The sequence below is a fragment of the Pseudomonas sp. MWU16-30316 genome (assembly GCF_020515645.1).
GTDB classification, from domain to species: Bacteria; Pseudomonadota; Gammaproteobacteria; order Pseudomonadales; family Pseudomonadaceae; genus Aquipseudomonas; species Aquipseudomonas cerasi.
Window position 1 is genome coordinate 308769 of record NZ_JAIZAZ010000006.1, and the last position, 19110, is coordinate 327878.

General features: G+C 59.5%; 6 protein-coding genes. 2 read left to right on the forward strand and 4 right to left on the reverse strand.

Annotated elements, in window-relative coordinates; all coding sequences use genetic code 11:
• Window positions 1-42 precede the first annotated feature (42 nt).
• Complete coding sequence (gene araD1, locus LCH65_RS20140; protein ID WP_099266893.1) at window positions 43-1035, reverse strand: AraD1 family protein; 993 nt, start codon at window positions 1033-1035, stop codon at window positions 43-45.
• Between the two features lie 35 nt (window positions 1036-1070).
• A complete protein-coding gene (locus LCH65_RS20145) occupies window positions 1071-2384 on the reverse strand; it encodes an MFS transporter (protein ID WP_003318619.1) in 1314 nt (437 codons plus the stop codon).
• 214 nt (window positions 2385-2598) lie between these two features.
• Between LCH65_RS20145 and LCH65_RS20150 the strand changes: the two genes are divergently transcribed.
• The gene (locus LCH65_RS20150) at window positions 2599-4341 is read left to right on the forward strand and encodes an IlvD/Edd family dehydratase (RefSeq protein WP_004414119.1); all 1743 of its coding nucleotides are present in this window, start codon (window positions 2599-2601) and stop codon (window positions 4339-4341) included.
• 94 nt (window positions 4342-4435) lie between these two features.
• Window positions 4436-5149 (forward strand): FadR/GntR family transcriptional regulator, encoded by a 714-nt coding sequence (locus tag LCH65_RS20155; RefSeq protein WP_003368499.1) that lies wholly within the window; start codon window positions 4436-4438, stop codon window positions 5147-5149.
• A gap of 28 nt (window positions 5150-5177) precedes the next feature.
• On the opposite strand, the gene LCH65_RS20160 is transcribed toward LCH65_RS20155, so the two are convergent.
• Both LCH65_RS20160 and LCH65_RS20165 read right to left on the reverse strand, forming a co-directional pair.
• Window positions 5178-6365, reverse strand: coding sequence for a tetracycline resistance MFS efflux pump (locus tag LCH65_RS20160; protein WP_003368498.1), 1188 nt, complete (start codon window positions 6363-6365; stop codon window positions 5178-5180).
• A 110-nt stretch (window positions 6366-6475) separates the two neighbouring features.
• On the reverse strand, window positions 6476-19042 hold the full coding sequence (locus LCH65_RS20165; RefSeq protein WP_226439744.1) for a non-ribosomal peptide synthetase/type I polyketide synthase: 12567 nt from the start codon (window positions 19040-19042) through the stop codon (window positions 6476-6478).
• Window positions 19043-19110: the final 68 nt, after the last annotated feature.

Consider the following 19110-nt stretch of genomic DNA (forward strand, 5'->3'; position numbering starts at 1 on the left):
CGCCGAGCGCTGGCACGGTGAGCAATCAAACAGGGACTGCGCTTACAGCTTGCCGATGCCGCCCGGCTGAAACACCGACTCGCTCGGTGCCAAACCGTTGACCAGCGGCTTGCCGAACTCGGCCTGACTGATCTCGAAACGATCGCCCGGCTGGGTGCGCACGCCATCGGCAAACGACAGGGTCGCGGTGCCGAAGAAATGCACATGCACGTCACCGGGCCTGAGGAACTGTGCGTACTTGAAGTGATGGTATTCAAGGTTTTCCAGGCTGTGGCACATGTTCGCTTCGCCACTGAGGAACTCTTTTTCCCACAGCACCTTGCCGTCGCGCCAGACCCGGCTGGTGCCCGACAAGCTTTGCGGCAAGTCGCCCACGCGCAACTCCGGACCGAACGAACAGGCGCGCAGTTTCGAATGCGCCAGATACAGGTAGTTGCGACGCTCCATGACGTGATCGGAGTATTCGTTACCGATGGCGAAGCCCAGGCGATAAGGCTTGCGGTCATGACCGATCACATACAGGCCGCTCAGCTCGGGCTCTTCCCCGCCATCTTCGGCAAAGGGCGGCAGCGAAAACGAATGTCCGGGGCGCACGACAATGCTGCCATCCCCCTTGTAGAACCACTCTGGCTGAACACCGGCCTGCCCCGCTGCCGGCTTGCCGCCTTCGACGCCCCATTTGAAGATACGCATGGTGTCGGTCATCGAGGCTTCGTCGCCGGACTGCTGGTGCATCTTGTCGCGTGCCGACGCACTGCCCAGATGGGTCAGCCCGGTGCCGCTGACCAGCAGGTGCGCCGGATCAGGATGGTCGAGCGGCGGCAGGATCCGCAACTCCTCAAGCAACTGCGAATAGTCGTGCGTCTCGCCAACGCCACGCTGCTCGACCTGGTGCGCCAGAGCCGAACCCGCCTCGATTGCCGCCAGCGCCAGCTCGCGAACACTTTCGACACCCTGGACCTCACGTACCTGATCACCGTCGACCAGACCGACCCGGCGCTGACCGTCGCTCAATTCAAACTGTACTAACCGCATGAAATTCTCCTTCCAGATAATGGGCCGCTGAAAACCTATCTCGCCTTGGCACTCGCCGCGAAGTCGGACACTGGCAGCACATGCTTGCGCTCCAGCACGTGATAGACGATGCCGGTCAGCAGCAGCCCGAAGACCATGACACCCGACAGAAAATAGAGGCCCGATGCCAGGCTGCCGGTGATTTCCTTCAACGCACCGATCACGAACGGCCCGATGTAACCGCCCAGGTTGCCGACCGAATTGATCAGCGCGATACCGGCTGCGGCACTGGCACCCGCGAAGAACCGCCCCGGCAAGGTCCAGAACACCGCAGTGCAGGAAAACAGCGCGAACGCCACGACGCACAATGCAGCCAGCTGCGCCACCGGCATGGTCAGCCAGGCGCTGCAGAACAGGCCGATGGCACCCAGCACATAGAGCACGGCCAGATGCCCGTAACGGTCATTGAGGCGGTCGGAACTGCGCGGCACGATCAGCAGGCCAATGATGCCGAAAATGTAAGGCACCGATGACACGAAGCCGGTGGTCAGGTCACTGCCACCGAACTGTTTGATCAGCGTCGGCAGCCACAGGCCCAGACCGTAGATGCTCAAGGTCACTGGCAGATAGAACAGCGCGAGAAGCAACACACGCTTGTCTTTCAAGGCGTGCAACGGATTGCCGTGGCGGGTCTGGCCGTATTCTTCCAAGTCCTTTTTCAGCTCACCGGTCAGCCAGTCCTTCTCGGCCTGGTCCATCCATTTGACCTGCTGCGGACCATCCGGCAACCAGCGCAGCACCGGCCAGGTCAGCAGAATCGCTGGCGTGCCGATGACGATGAACAGCCATTGCCAGCCATGCAGACCGAGTATGCCGTCCATGCCCAGCAAACCGCCGGAAACGGGCCCGGTGATCATCATGGCGATGGGTTGCGAGAGGATGAAAAGGCCAAGGATCTTGCCGCGATGGCGCACCGGAAACCACTGGGTGATGTAGTACAGCACACCGGGAAAGAAGCCCGCCTCGGCAGCGCCCAGCAGAAACCGCATCACGTAGAAGCTGTGCGGCCCCTGGACGAAGGCCATGCCGATGGTGATCGCGCCCCAGGTGATCATGATCCGCGCGAACCAGCGGCGTGCGCCGAAGCGCTCAAGCATCAGGTTGCTGGGGATCTCCAGCAGGAAGTAACCGATGAAGAACAGTCCGGCACCCAGCCCGTAGGCGGCGTCGCCGATACCGATGTCCGCGCCCATGTGCAGCTTGGCAAAGCCCACGGCAGAGCGGTCTACATAAGCGATCAGGTACAGCAGGATAAGGAAAGGAATCAGTTTGAACGTAATGCGGCGTATAAGCCGCAGTTCCTGGCTCATGTAGGCGGTCTCCCATTGTTTTTGTTATGGAACCTGCGGGGATCGCCTCTGTGCCTGGGGGCTGAATAACGCAGCACATGCGCCAGGATGATCCCTCGTCTACGACCGACTATATAGTAATACTATTTAAACTGACAACTCTTCCAATACGCGTTTTTTAGGCTTACCTTAGCCAGCAGTATCGCCATTAAGTCTTACAATAAGAGAGCCGATCATGTCTGACTCCGATAAAAAACCGACCCTCCGTTCTGCCCAGTGGTTTGGCACCGCCGACAAGAATGGCTTCATGTACCGCAGCTGGATGAAGAATCAGGGCATTGCCGACCACCAGTTTCAGGGCAAGCCGATCATCGGCATCTGCAATACCTGGTCGGAGTTGACCCCCTGCAACGCGCATTTCCGGCAGATCGCCGAGCATGTCAAACGTGGCGTGATCGAAGCAGGCGGCTGGCCGGTGGAGTTTCCGGTGTTTTCCAACGGCGAATCCAACCTGCGCCCTACCGCAATGTTCACCCGCAACCTGGCGAGCATGGACGTTGAGGAAGCGATTCGCGGCAACCCCATCGACGGGGTCGTGCTGTTGACCGGTTGTGACAAGACCACCCCTGCCCTGTTGATGGGTGCTGCCAGTTGTGACATCCCCGCCATCGTCGTGACCGGCGGACCGATGCTCAACGGCAAGCATGAAGGCAAGGACATCGGCGCCGGAACCATCGTCTGGCAGATGCACGAGTCCTACAAGGCCGGGACCATCAGCCTTGATGAATTCCTCTCCGCCGAAGCCGGCATGTCGCGTTCGGCTGGCACCTGCAACACCATGGGCACGGCGTCGACCATGGCCTGCATGGCCGAAGCGCTAGGCACTTCGCTGCCGCACAACGCGGCCATTCCGGCGGTGGATTCGCGGCGTTACGTGCTGGCGCACATGTCCGGCATGCGTGCCGTCGACATGGTCCGCGAAGACCTGCGCCTGTCGAAGATTCTCACCAAGGCTGCGTTCGAAAACGCCATCCGGGTCAACGCGGCCATCGGTGGCTCGACCAACGCCGTCATCCACTTGAAAGCCATCGCCGGACGCATCGGCGTCGATCTGGACCTGGATGACTGGTCGCGCATGGGCCGTGGCATGCCGACCATCGTCGACCTGCAACCGTCGGGGCGTTTCCTGATGGAAGAATTCTATTACGCTGGCGGCCTGCCCGCCGTGTTGCGCCGCATGAACGAGGCCAAGCTGCTGCCCAACCCGGATGCCCTGACCGTCAATGGCAAGAGCATCGGCGAAAACACCTGCAACTCACCGATCTATGGTGAAGATCAGGTGATCCGCGCGCTGGATAACCCGATCCGCGCCGACGGCGGGATTTGCGTGCTGCGCGGCAACCTCGCGCCGCTGGGTGCGGTGCTCAAGCCCTCGGCCGCGACACCGGCACTGATGCAGCACCGTGGCCGCGCAGTAGTGTTCGAGAATTTCGAGATGTACAAGTCACGGATCAACGATCCGGATCTGGACATCGATGCCAACTCGGTCATGGTGCTCAAGAACTGCGGCCCCAAAGGTTATCCGGGCATGGCCGAGGTCGGCAACATGGGCTTGCCAGCCAAGCTGCTGGCACAGGGCGTGACTGATATGGTGCGTATTTCCGATGCGCGCATGAGCGGCACGGCTTACGGCACAGTGGTTCTGCATGTGGCGCCGGAAGCCGCAGCCGGCGGTCCGCTGGCGGTGGTCAAGGAAGGCGACTGGATCGAGCTGGACTGCGCTGGCGGACGTCTGCATCTGGACATCCCGGAAGCCGAACTGGCGGCGCGCCTCGCCGATTGGCAGGCACCGCAGCAGCTGTTGCTCGGTGGCTATCGTCAACTGTACGTAGACCGGGTGATGCAGGCAGACCAGGGCTGTGATTTCGACTTCCTGGTCGGTTGCAGGGGCGCCGAAGTTCCTCGTCACTCGCACTGAACGAAACGGCGGCCGCCTGACGCAGATGGCCGCCGTAATCGTTGCGCGATGGTATGATGCCCAGCAATCACCGCCAGGACCCCACTGCGTTCCCATGGATTATCGAAAGCCTTCCGACCGAAAAAGCATGCACGCGCGCATCGTCCAGGAACTGGGCATGCAAATCGTGTCCGGCCGTTTCAAGCCTGACGAAAAGCTGCCTGCCGAAGCGCTGCTCTGCGAAGAGTACGCCGTCAGCCGCCCGGTCCTGCGCGAAGCGACACGGGTTCTGGTGGCCAAGGGTCTGGTTTATTCGCGTCCGCGTGTCGGCACAGTGGTCAAGGCGCGCCGCGAATGGCATCTGCTGGACCCGGACGTGTTGCACTGGGTCATGCAAAGCTCGCCGCAGAATGATTTCTTCAACCTGCTGACCAGCGTACGCGCGGTCATCGAACCAGCGGTTGCCGCACTGGCCGCGCAGCATGCCACCGACGCAGAGATCGAGTCGATCCACGAAGCCTATCTGCGCATGGAAGCCGCACCGACGCCGGAAGACCTGCTGCAACCCGATCTCGACTTCCACAGCCGCATCGCCGACGCCACCCACAACGACCTGCTGGCACACCTGTGCAACATGCTGTCACTGGCGTTACGCGAGGCGCTCAAATACTCCAACAAGCGTCCCAACCTGCACGAACTGGCCATGCCTCGTCACAAGGCCATTCTCACCGCCATCCAGAACCGCGACGCGCTGGGCGCACGCCACGCTTCGCTGGTGCAACTGGACGATGCGCGCAATGCGCTGAGTGTAGTCCTGGGCGGCGGTTGACGGGTTTCCAGCTTGAGGGTCAACCGTTTCAGGCGGCTGATGTTCTCCCCCTCTGGATGCATCCTATCGCCAGCACGTACATCAACAGGCTGACCAAAAACGGGGCGCCCAGCCACAGAAAATGCTCGCCCGAGCCGACGTTACCCGAAAATATCAGAGCGCCAATCACTGGCGCTACACCGCCCACCAGACTCAGCAGGGATGTCAGCCCCCCCTGCAGCTCGCCCTGATGCCCTGCCTTGGCATGACGCGACAGCTCACCACGCAACGCCGGCTCGGCAATCAGCCCGACAGCATGGAAACACATTCCCACCAACGTCAGCCAAACGCTTGCAGCGGCCGTATAGAAAGCATAACCCAGTAAGCAACAGGCATAACCGGTAACGATTATCCGCTGGTTGGACATGATTGGCGTCAGCTTGCGTACCAGTACGCGCTGCGCGAACGCCATGCCCAGGGCGAGCGCCGCCAATGCGTACGACACTTCAAGCATGCTCCAGCCATAACGCATCTGATTGGCCAGCACAAAGCAGCTTTGAAATATCCCGTAGGCGAACCAGGAGCACGTCGCAGCCAGCAGATACGGGCGCAGGCCTTGCGTACTCCATAGTCCTCGCAGGCTGCCAAACGGGTTGGTTCGCCGCCATTCGAAGGCTCGCCGATGCTCGGCCGCAAGGCTTTCCGGCAACCTCATGTAGCCATACAGCAGGTTGATTGCCGCCAGGCCGCCAGCGACCAGAAAGGGCAAGTGCGGCCCGTAAGACGCAAGCCCCCCGCCTATGACCGGGCCGAAAACAAGCGCTATGGCGATGACACTGCCCGCTGCACCGTAGAAATGCGTGCGCTGCTCACCCTCACTGATGTCCGCAATATAGGCCATCGCAGTGGCGATATTGGCGGCAGTGATTCCTGCGATGGCACGGCCTATCAGCAAGACCGTCAGGCTGCCGGCGAAGCCAGCCATCAGATTGCCCAGGCACATGCCGGCCAGCGCCAGAAGCAATACCGGCCGGCGCCCATGACAGTCGCTCAGCGCCCCCAGCAGCGGCGCGCACAGAAACTGCATCGCCGAATAAAGTGTCAGCGCCACGCCCAGCGCCAACGAGACATGCTCGGTAGACGATGGCCAGATAGTCGCGATCAGCGTCGGCATGACAGGAATCGCCAGACCGATACCAAGCACATCGAGCCCCAATATCAGAAGAATGAAGCGCATGGGTGGGCGAGTTTCACCTTTTGAGTAACCTCCAGACATATGTAGACCTCAGACTGATTAATGCAGGCGAGCAGGCGTTGAGCCTGCTCGCCATGTTCCGCAACGACGGGTTATCGATCACACTCGGCAAGTTGCCCGATCAACACATCGGCAATTTGCTGGGCGTGGACGGACAGGCAAGTAAAGTGATCCCCTGAGACATCGACCGTTCTTACCTTTGCCGCACTGAACAACTCCCAGCCCCAGGCATCCGTGTCACGGATCTCGGGCAGGTTGATACCGGAGGGCATCGAGTCGACCGCCCTGAACAGTACCAGTGAGGCATCAAGCGCAACCTTGGGCGGGTCATAGCGCATGCCGAAGGCGGCAGCAGCCTTGTACACGTTGAACAGCCCCCGAATGCTTCCCTCATCGCCACGCGCATCCAGCAACCCGTGACTTTCCAGCGTGTCCTTCAGATAGCGGATCTTTTCCTCGTCACCCAGGTGCTCGAGCGCCTGCAACTCCTCGCGGCTGAGCTTGATTGGCTTGTCGAAGTAATGCCCGAAGATACTCAGCAGCGAACCCAACACCTGAGCATCGGTAGGCACCTGCATTTGCGTATACGGAGGGGCTGCCGAGTCGAACAGCGCCAGCAAACCCACCTGGTCGCCACGTGCTTCAAGCAGTCTGGCGATTTCGTACGCCACTTTTCCGCCAAGTGAATGGCCGCCCAGCAGATAAGGCCCATGCGCCTGAACCGACTTCATGCAGCGAATATAGTGTTCGGCCATCTCCTCGACGCTGAGGTGAGGCTCAGCCTTGCCATCGAGCCCCAGGCATTGCAGACCGTAGAAAGGCCGTTGCGCGCCCATGGCCTTGGCCAACCCAAGCACCTGATTGACGTTGCCGCCCATGCCCGGCAGACAAAAGAATGGTCTCCCCTCGCCGTTTCGCTGCACCGGCACCAGACAGTAACGTACGGCGGCTTCATCGGCGTCGATTGGCGTATCTTCGGCGACACTGTCCAATGAACGGGCGATTCGCTCGATGGTCGGTTCATCAAGGAACTCGGCCAACGTCAGGCACTGCTGAAAGCGCGAACGAATCCGCGAAATCAGCTGGGACCCCAACAGTGAGTGCCCGCCCAGATCGAAGAAGTTATCCAGCACACCCGGCATATCACCGCCCAGCAGCTCTTGCCACAACTGCGCGACTTCCTGCTCCACAGCATTGCGTGGCGCAACACGCTCGGCACCGGAGTCGAACAGCGGTGTTGCCCGGCCCGCCGACGTCGCACCGCCGCGCTGCAGTTGATCGATCAGTTGCTGCAGATCCTGCGCCTTGTGCACGATGATCTGAGCAGTGTTTTGCGCCAGAGCCAGCTCGAATAACTGGCAACCTTCTGCGTTGGTCAGCCCCCGCACATCGTCAATCGGCGCCTGCTCGGGATGCGCACTGTCATAGGCAACACGCATACCTGCCTGCGCCCATGCATCCCAGTTGAGCGAAACCACAGGCATGCCCTCCTGACGACAGGCCTGCGCCCTAGCGTCCAGATAGGCGTTGGCAGCGGCGTAATCCGCCTGACCAAGCCCCCCGAGCACCGACGCCAGCGACGAACACAGAAATATGAAATCGACAGGCTCCTGGCGCAAAGCCTCTATCAGCACATCGGTGCCAACCACCTTGCTGCCCATCACCTGTGCCCATGCATTTGCCTGGCTCAGTTGGATGAGACCGCTGGCTTGCACACCTGCGGCATGTATCGCCCCACTGATACACCCATGCTGAAGCCTGACCTGCTGAAGCGCAGCAGTGAAAGCCTCACGATCAGCACAATCGACCGCCACGTGTTGAATCCGCGCGCCTTGCTGTTCCATCGCCTGCAGCGCTTGTCCGACCTCATCCTTGACCGTCGCCGAACGGGACATCAGGACTAAGGTGACAGCTTTTACCTTCGCAGCCAGATGACTGGCCAGCGCCAGCCCCATGCCGCCCAGACCACCGGTAACCACGTAGGTCCCGCCCTCCTTGAAGTGCAGTGAAGGTTGCGAGACTTGCAGCGCTCGCAGGCAAGGTTCATGCAACGTCTGTTTGCGCAAGGCCAGAGTCGGCGCAAGCGGAGAAGCCTGATCGGGATCGATGTGCTGGAGTACCTGAAGCAGTAGCATCTCATTCTCGGCCGCGTTGGCCAGCGGCAGATCAAAATGACGGCAGCGTATCTGCGGCAGCTCCCAGGTAAGTGTACGAACCACACCAGACAAGGTTGCTACACAGCTGTTGACCGGCTCATCGTCATCCACCTGGCAGGCACCTTCGGTCACCACTGACAGAACAGTGGTGTTTATCGCATGAGGAATGTATGCCTGTACCAACACCATAAGATCGGAAAACAGCGTAATGGCGGCGTGCTCGCCTTCCGCAAGCTGCGTCTTACCGGCCATGTAAATGATCTGGCTCGGCAAGGCATCTTGCGTCGCCAGTGTATTAAACAGCTGTCCATATGCCTGTGCGTCGCCGCGAGCAATTGTCGCGATCGTAGCGCCAGAATCACCTGCATCGCCTATGCAGATACTGTCCGGCGGTAGCGCAGCGAGAATGCTGTTATCGGCTGCAACGCCACGCGTGACAACCAGCCAGGGCCCTTGTAACGGCGAGTCGCCCCTGGGAGGCAATGCCGGCCGCCATGCTGGTACCTGACACCAGTCCAAGGGCTCGGTGCGCTGCGCGTCCGGTGCCACTCGCTCATCGCGCAAAGTAAAGCCGATCACCTCGGCCAGCAGAGCACCGATTCCGCCGTCGTTATCGACTTCGAACAGTTGCACATCATAGACATTGCTGCGAACTCGCCGTGCATGGCTGTAAAGCCGGGAGCGCAGTGGTGCATGAATAGTCAGGCGCTGGTAATGGAACGGTAATCTGCGGGTGCTGTTTTCCATGATCGAGAGAAAACCAGTCGCCATGTCGAGCAACGCCGGATGCAGCGCAAAGCGCTCAAGGTCAGCGGCAAACACCTGATCCAGTTCCAGAAGCGCCAGCCCCTCATCCTGGCCGAGCCAGATCGAACGAAAGCACTTCCAGCGAGGCCCGAACAAGCCGAGACGCGTGTTCAATGCCGCATGTTCGACTTCATCGGCAAGACAGTCAGTATGGTCGGACTGAAGCTGCATCAGCCCTTTTAGTACGAGGCGCTCCCGGTTGTGGCGTTTTATGAAACCTAGCGCGTGCAGCATTCTGTGCTGCTGCGGAGCGTTACCATCGTCCGATACCGACTCGAGGAAAAACTCAGTGCTCTCGGTGTGATCCTTGAATGTAATCAGCACGCTTTGCGAGGCCTGCTCATCTTCCAGAACCAGAGGGGTCGGGAAGTAAACGTCACTCAGTTCGATCAACTCGATGCCTTCCATACGCGCGTAGGCATTGCGTACCAGCTCGACACATCCGGTGCCGGAAAGCACTGGCTTTCCTTCGAAAACGCGATGTTCGTCCACCAGCCAGAGTTGTGGCGACAGGCTCAATCGGAACTGCCGACGGTTACCCTGCACGCGCTGCCAATGCAGGAACAACGGTTGCTTGTGCTGCGCTGAAGAAACCGTCCCGGCAGCCTCGATCCAGTGGCTGTCCCGCGCAAACGGATAAGTCGGCAGCGGCACGCGTGCGCCGTCTGTACACCCTGCGGCCTGCGCCCAACCGAAACTTGCTCCCTGCCTCCACAATGACGCGATGCCTTCCGCCAACGCCGCCTCGTCCGACCGGCTGTCCCGTGCATGCCGAGTGCAACCAAGCACGCACAAGGGCTCAGCATAGGATTTCAGTGCACTCTGAAGAGCACGGCCCGGGCCGATTTCGAGAAAAATCGGGTCTTCCAGTTCGTCGGCAAGCAGCGCGATACCGTCAGAAAAGCGCACGGTATCGAGCAGATGAGACGCCCAATAATCACTTTGGCTGCTCGAATCGATCGAGAACCAGCCACCGTTGTGGTTGGACACGAGCGCGATAGTCGGAGACTGAACAGAGAACCCGCTGACAACTGCCTTCAACGCGTGCGCAGCAGGAGCCATCATGCGGGAATGAAAAGCGTGCGAGGTATCCAGTACACGCCCCACGAGCCCTTCCTCGGCCAGTTGTCGCTCGACCCGCGCAATGGCCTCAAAATCACCGGCAAGAACACATTGCAGCGGCCCATTGACGGCCGCCAGCTCCACGCCGTGCCCCAGAAAGCGCGCGCAATCTGCTTCAGAGAGGCCAACGGCAAGCATCGCACCCGGAGCTTGACGTTGCATCAGGCGGCCCCGCTCGACAACCAGCTTCAAGCTGTCTTCCAGACTGTAGACACCCGCAAAACAGGCTGCCACCAGTTCACCAAGGCTATGGCCTATCAGCGCCTGCGGGTGGATACCCCGGCTTTGCAACAACAGGGCGCACGCGTACTCGACCACAAAAAGTGCCGGTTGCGCGATTTCCGTACGGCTCAGACTGTTGGCTGTATCGCCACCCGCTGGCGGGTATAGACTGGCCAGAATGTCGACGCCATAACGCTTCAATATGACCGTGCAGCGGTCAACTGTCTGTCGAAATACCGCCTCACTGCCGTAGAGGCCCTTGAACATTCCCTCATACTGGCTACCCTGCCCGGAGAACATGAACACGATCGGACGGTCCTGTCTGCGCTCCATGAGCGCTGTGGACGAAGGTGTCTGCAGCGCGTGCAAGGCTCCGGCAATGCTCTGGCTGACAACGCTGTCCCTGAAGGCAAATCGTGTGCGGCCCTCTCCCAGCGTGAAGGCGATATCGCGTATATCGGCCACCGGGTTCTGCAGACAGGTGATCAGTTGCCGACGCTGATGGTCCAGCGCTGTAGCGGTACGTGCGGAGAACGGCAGTATGTACCAGCAATCGCTATCGTCATGCGGGCGCACTGACGGCTGCGGAGGCTCCTCGACAATGACATGAGCATTGGTCCCGCCGATGCCGAAGGAGCTGACGCCTGCCCGACGTGGCGAGGCCGTAGCCGGCCAGGGTCGGGACGTCGTGTTGACATAAAAAGGGCTGTCGTTGAAATCAATTTCGGGATTGGCTCGCGTGAAGTTAAGGCTTGCAGGCAGGACGTCGTGCTGCACGGCAAGTATGGCCTTGACCAGCCCGGCGACACCTGAAGCCGCGTCAAGATGACCGATGTTGCTCTTCAACGAACCGAGGGCACAAAAGCCCGGCGTGAAATTTGGCAAAGCGCTGGTATAGGCCTGCGTCAACGCACGGACTTCTACCGGGTCACCCAGGCGAGTGCCGGTGCCATGCGCCTCGATATAACCAATGGAGTCTGCACTGATATTCGCTGCATCGAGCGCGGCGCTCACCACCTGGGCCTGCCCGTGAACACTGGGCGCGGTATAACTGACTTTGCTGGAGCCATCGTTATTGACCGCCCCGCCCTTGATCAAGGCATGAATATGGTCGCGATCTTCGATTGCCCTGTCAGCCAGTTTGAGGACCAGCACTGCACAACCACTGCCACCTGTGGTGCCGCTGGCCTGCGCATCGAAAGGCCTGCAATGGCCATCGGCGGAAATGATGCTGCCCGGTGCCGCCTGGTAACCGTAGTATTGAGCTTCGACGGAAGCACCGCCGACGATCACCATATCCGACTCGCCCCGCAGCAAGCTTTCGCAAGCCATCTGGACCGCTACCAGTGAGGAGGAGCAAGCCGTCTCGACGGTAATCGCAGGTCCGGCGAGATTGAGTTTGTAAGCCACACGCGACGCCATGAAATCGCGGCCGTTACCCAATAGCCACTGGATGTTCTCCAGTTGCAGCTCCTGGCGCCTCGGGTAAACGTGATCAAGCAAGTAATGGCTGGTGCTCGCGCTTGCAAATACGCCTACGCGCAAATCGTTCAGAGAACCGCCATAACCGGCGGCTTCCATAGCGGTCCATGCGCATTGAAGAAAGATGCGCTGCTGAGGATCCATCAACTGGGCTTCACGAGGTGAGAAGCCGAAGAACTCGGCATCGAACTTGTCGACATCCTCGAGACGATTGCCACACTTGACGAAATCGGCACGCTCCAGCAGATCAGGGCTTACGCCATGCGCGAGCATGACCTCGTCACTGAAATAAAGGGTCGACTCCACCCCCTCGGTGAGGTTCTGCCAGAACTCGCTCAGGTCAGCGGCGCCCGGAAAGCGCCCGGCCATGCCGACGACCGCCAGCGTACGATTTCCGGGATCAATGGCAGGTGATGCCTCGCTGGCTTGGCGAACCTCCGGCAGCGGCCCATGCAAGCGTTCCAGGTGAGCGACCAGACCACGCAGCGTCGGGTATTCGAAAAGGTCTGTCATGGCCACGGGCGCCTGCAAAAGCTCGCTCAAACGTTTTTGCGTCTCGACAATGCGTAACGAGTGGCCACCGAGATCGAAAAAATTGTCGTCCGAATCGATTTCCTGACAATCGAGTACTTCCTGCCAGATCTTTCTGACCTTGTTGTGCAGGCGTTTTCCAGCGGGCCTGACGACCGCAGGAGAGGTCGGCATCTTACCGACCGCAGTGCCTTCCTGCGCGCGCTGATCAACGAGGTTTTCGAGTGCCTTGCGATCGACCTTGCCAGTACGGCTAAGCGGTAGTTCGGGCAAGCAGATCAGACGCTCCGGCACCATATGTGTCGGCAGCACTTTCGCCAGCTCTGCACGCACCTGTGCAATGCTCGGCTTGCCGACGTAATACCCCACCAGGATCTTGTGCTCGTGGTCATCCTGTTTAACGACCACGACCGCCTGCTCAAGCCCGACTATCGCGTTCAAGCGCGCTTCGACGTCGCCCAGTTCAATGCGGAAACCGCGAACCTTCACCTGATTATCGATACGCCCGACATAGCTCAGGCTTCCATCGAATTGACGAACCACAAAGTCGCCAGTGCGGTACAGCCGCGCCTCGGGTGAAACACCATATGGGTCTGGAAGAAACGCTTGCGCAGTGCGCTCATCCAGATTCAGATAACCCTGTGCCACCCCGTTCCCGCCAATGTAAAGCTCGCCGGGTACACCGCAGGGCAGAGGGTTCAGGTACGGGTCCAGAACATACATTCTGACGTTGTCCAGAGGCCGCAATACCAAGGCGCCTCGTTCATCCCAGTAATCCTGGGCAGATGCATACACCGTCGTTTCGGTCGGACCGTAACCATTGAGGAAACGTCTGCCGGTTGCCCAGGTCTGGGCGACGTTCGCCGGACAGGCCTCACCGGCGCTGATAATGACTTTCAGCTCGGCAAGCTCGGCATGGGGGAGCAAGCGCAGGGCCGTCGGCGTGATCTGCAGATGAGTAATACGTTGCTCGCGCAGAAGCGTCACCAGATCCGGCCCCGGAAGCAGCTGTTCAGAGGCGGCAAATACCAGCGTAGCGCCGCTGATCAGTACCGGAAACACCTCGCCACAGACCCCGTCGAAGACAGGCGAAAAATACTGCAGTTGTCGCGACTGAGCATTCAGTTCCAGCGCTCGCGCAAATGCATTCGCGGTGTTATCGATATTGCGCTGCGAAACCATCACCCCCTTGGGCTGCCCGGTCGAGCCAGAGGTGTAAAGAATATAGGCCAGATCCTGAGGCTCACGCTGGCAGGCCGGAGCAGACCATTCGCCCTCGGCACCTTCGAAGTCGTCGACCAGCAACGTCTCCAGCCCCAAAGCCGCAAGCTCGTGTGCCAAGCCTTGATGACCCACCACGCGGCGCAATGCTGCGTCTTTGATCATGTAGCCCAGCGCACCTTCCATCGAATCCTGCGGATTCAAGGGGACAAAGGCACAGCGCGCCTTCAGGATGCCAAGCATGCCTGCCACCAGATAGGGATGCCGTCCAGTGAACAGGCCGATGTGCTCACCCGCTTGCACACCCTTCTTTATCAGCGCGTGCGCGATGCCGTTGGCTAACCGGTCCAGTTCCGCGTATGTCCAGCAGCGTTGTTGCAACTGAAGGGCCATAGCCTGCGGAGTCTGACGTACACGCTGTTCAAAACGGCTGACGATATCGCCGTCGCCGAAGTCGCGTGACGTGTCGTTGAACTGGCTGATCAGCCTCTGATGTTCGGTTGCAGGAAGCATCTTCACCTGAGCAACGGTCTGCTCGGCATTGGCCAGCATATTTTCCAGCAGGCACTGGAAGTGCTCTGCCATGCCCGAAATGACGGAGCGCTCGAACAGTGACGTCCGATATTTGAATACCCCACTCACCCCTTCGCCTTTAACAGCACGCAACTCCAGCATCAGGTCCAGCTTCACCTCAGTGGAGGCAAGAGAAATTTCTTCCGATTGCACATACGGCAAGGTAAGCGGTACGGCCGTCGTGCTCTGCACCACAAGACCCACTTGGAAAAAAGGATGCTTGCCGGGCAGCCGCTGCGGGTTGAGCACTTGCGCCAGGTAATCGATCGGCACCGAATGATTTGCCTCGGCGGCAAGCAGGGCCTGGCGACTCTGCTCGATAACCTGCGCCACACGCAGAGGGCCTCGCAAACGCAGCCGTAACGGAAGCAGGTTAACGAAGAACCCGATCAGGTTCGCACTTTCATCATGGTCCCTTCCCGAGAATGGCATGCCGATCAAAATGTCGTCCTGCCCGGTGTAGCGATGCAATAGCAGCGCGAACGCGGCGTGCATGACCATGGCCGGCGTGCATTGAAGACGCAGGCAAAGCTGATCGAGCCTTGCCGAGCAATCGCCAGGAAGAGTCAGCGCAACGTAGTCGCCGGCCAGCGGATTTCCTGCTCGCGGGCTGGAACGCACAGGCAGTACCAGAGGCGGCGGCAAGTCCTTAAGCGAAGCCTTCCAGGCGTCTAGCTGAGCCTCGAACGCCCCGCTTTCGAGTTGATTTCGTTGCCAGGCAGCATAGTCCTGATACTGAGCCTCCAGTGCGCTAAGCCTGAGGCACTCACCTTGCGTCAAATGCCGATAAAATGCTGCCAGTTCCTGACGCAGCAAGGCACTCGACCAACCATCGTAGGCAATGTGATGCAAGGTCAGGCACAGCACATATTCATCCGAAGCGGTCTGCAGAAGCACCGCGCGTATCGGCAGTTCCTTGTCCAGCAAGAACGGCGTGTGCACCTCCCGCTCCAGTGTGACCGAGAGCGCTTCGCGAGCGATTTTTTGCTGCCTGAACGGTACGCGCGCGCTGTCAGCGTGACTTGTCACAACCAGCGGCTCTTTCTGCGTAAGGCCCTGAGCGTCCACAAACGTTTCAAGCTCGCAGGTGAAATGCGTGCGCAAGACTTCATGACGCTCAAGTAACAGATTCAATGCACCTTCCAGCGCAGGAATATCCAGTTGCCCGGTCAGACGGCATATTTCCGGCATGTTGTAAGCGGTGCCCGGCTCACTGTGCTGGGTCAACCACAGACGGCGTTGCGCAAACGAGAGACGTTGGCGCTCGATACCGCTACTGCGTCCGATCGCGGCAGGCCTGGAAGCGACACTGGCACCTTGGGCGATCTGGATCATATTCAGCATGATCTTTTCGGCGACCTGAGCGACGGTGGGCCCTTCGAACAGGTTTGCAATACTTAGGGCCACACCAAAGCGCTTTTTGATGTGCGCAATGACTTGAGTGACCAGCAGAGAATGCCCGCCACTCTCGAAAAAATTGTCGTCAATGCCGATACGCGGCACATTGAGCAGTTGCTGCCAGTCTTCGACAAGCTGTTCTTCCAGACTGTTGCGCGGTGCGGCATAAGCGCGTGAGTCCTGCGCCCAATCGGGCTCAGGCAGGCTCTTGCGATCGATCTTGCCATTTGCGGTCAAAGGCAGTGCTGGCAAGACTACCAACAGGCGCGGCACCATATGGCCTGGCAGACGCTCGCCAAGGTAGGCATTGAGTTGCTGCGCTGTAGCGCGGGTTTGCACATAACCGATCAGTTCGGCCTCGGCACCTGGTGACTGACGGGTGACCACCGCGCATTCACTCACATCAGGATGGTCGGCGAGTACGCTCTCGACTTCACCCAGCTCGATGCGGAAGCCACGAATTTTGACCTGGTTGTCACTGCGGCCCAAAAACTCGATGGTGCCGTCGCGCATGTGCCGACACAAATCACCGGTGCGATAGAACCGCTGTTTGCCGATGCCAGGTAAAAACCGTCCGCTGGCCGAGAACGAACCGGTCAGGAAGCTCTTCTCGTTCAATTCAGGGCGATTCATGTAACCGGACGCCACCGCGCCGCCGCCAATCAACAATTCGCCGGGGACAGTACGCGGTACCAGATTCAGCGTTGCGTCGACCAGGTACAGGGAGGTGTTAGGCAAGGGACCGCCGATAGGCAAGCTGCGCTCAGAGTCATACCACCCTGCATCGGGCTCGAACGTGGCGCTTTCGCAGGTTGCCTCGGTGACTCCGTAAACACTGACAACCCTGGTATGCGGTCCACACAGCGTCTGCATTTTCCGATACTCGTGGACAAACCACACGTCCGCACCGCAGGTGAGTGTATGCAGGGTATCCAGACGCCGTGCGGTCTCTTCCAGGTAACGAATCATCTGCCGCAGGACCGCAGGCACGAACTCGAGCAACGTCACCCGTTCAGCTGTGATCAGCTCATAGAGTCGTTCAGGGTCAGCCAGACTCTGCCGAGGACACATGATTAACCGCGCGCCAACCGCCAGCGCGCGGACGACATCGCTCATGAATACGTCAAACGTGAAATTGGCCATTTGCAAAATGCCAGTAACACCCGGCTCGGTCTGACCGTAAGTCTGCTCCAAGGCCTGGAGCAGGCTTACCCAACTGCCGTGAGAGACACTGACGCCCTTGGGACGACCGGTAGAGCCGGAGGTAAAAATGATGTAGGCGATGTCTTCCGGTTGCGTGTTGCGCCCCTCGAATTCGCTCTCGAGCAGCGTGCCGGTGGTCTGCGGCAAATCATCCTGCAGCAGGCACGGATAGTCCTGCAGTTGCTTCTGAAAGGCGCGCAGCGTCAGGACCAGTCTGGGCTCGATGTCCTTGAGCAGATCCGCATGACGCGCATCGTCGATTGCGAGCGGCACATAAATACCGCCCACCTGATGCACCGCCAGTAACGCGACGATGACCTCTGGGCCATAGCGTTGCACTACCGCGATCCGGTCACCATGACGAACACCGGCAGCATGCAGATGACCCGCCAGTACCCGGGCCTCTGCATCCAGTTGCGCATAGCTGTATCGACGGTCCGCATAAATCAGCGCATCCATCTCGCCCCACTGCGCGGCACTGCATTTGAACCACTGATGGAAAGGTGCAAAAGGCGCTTGCGGCGCTGCCGGCTGATGATTAGCCAAGCGCAGCGCCTGCTCCACGGCTTCGTCAGACAACAGCGAAAAATCGTCAATAGCCCCGTCCGGGTTGCGCGACACCTGCTCCATAATGATCAGCAGGCTATCGATCATCCCCTGCACTGCGGTCTCATCCAGCAATGCGGTGTCATACTCGACCGCGCCGCTCATGCCGCGCGCAGTCAGTGCCAGGGTCAGACTCAGGTCATATTTGGCGGTGCAGGAGTCGAGCGTATAAACGCGAGTACGCAGGTTTTCCAGCTCGACCGAAAAATCCTCGTTGGCCATATCGAACAGCACCTGAAACACCGGCGCATGGCTCAAAGAGCGCGGGGGCTGAATGGCCTCGACAATCTGATCGAAAGGCACATGGGCATGCTCGAATGTATCGAGCACCGAGGCGCGAACTCTTTTGAGCAACTCGACGAAAGAAGGAGAACCCGATGCATCGATCCGGTTTGGCAGCGTATTGACGAAGAAACCGATCACGCCTTCCAGATCAGCGGATTGCCGATTCGACATCGGCGATCCGATGACCAGATCCGCCTCTTGCGTATAGCGATACAGCAGCACGGAAAAAGCCGCAAGCCCTACCATATAGGGCGTGACGCGACAGTCCTTGGCCAGTTTTTTCAGCGAGTCCGAGACGGCTGCAGGCACTTGAAAATGACAACGCTGCCCCGCGTAACGCTGAACGGCAGGACGCTTGTCATCCAGCGGTAGTGGCAATACCGGAGGCGCACCGGCCAATCGCTGCTTCCAGTGAGCAATATCGGGATCTCGCTCAGCGCTCGATGGGCTCAGACTTAAATAGTCGCCAAAGTCGAAGTTCAACGACTCGACGTTCACCTCGCTGCCCTGCACCAGCGCCGAATAGGCTGAGGCCACTTCAGAGAGGAAGATCTGCATCGACCAACCGTCGAAAATGATGTGATGAACATTGATCAACAGAACATGCTCGTCGGTCGCACAGTGCAGCAACGTCGCGCGCAGAAGCGCTTCATGCTCAAGATCGAAAACATAACGGGCTTCGCTTTGCTCGAACGCTTTCAGCGCAGCTTCGCTGTCCGGCTCGGCTCGCAGGTCAACTTTGCGAGTCAACAGTTGCTCGTTGACAAGGCGAATGACCGGTTGCCCATCGATACAGGGAAAACGATAGCGCAGTGCAGTCTGGCGCTGATAGACACTGTCCACCGCCCGCTCAAGGGCTGCGCAATCCAGCGCCCCGTCAATGCGCAGCGCGAAAGGCACATTGTATGTGGCGCTCGCATCTTCCATCTGGTGCATGAACCAGAGGCTTTTTTGCGCAGGCGATAAATTCAGAAACCCCCGGGCTGCCGGGGTCGGACTCCTGACAGCGGATCCGGTGGTTGAAGTGACCGTTTTTTTTTGGGACATGACCATCTCCACCTCGACAGCGAACGATGTCGCTGCGAGGACGGGTTAAATTGGGGGGCTGAGAGGCGAGAAAG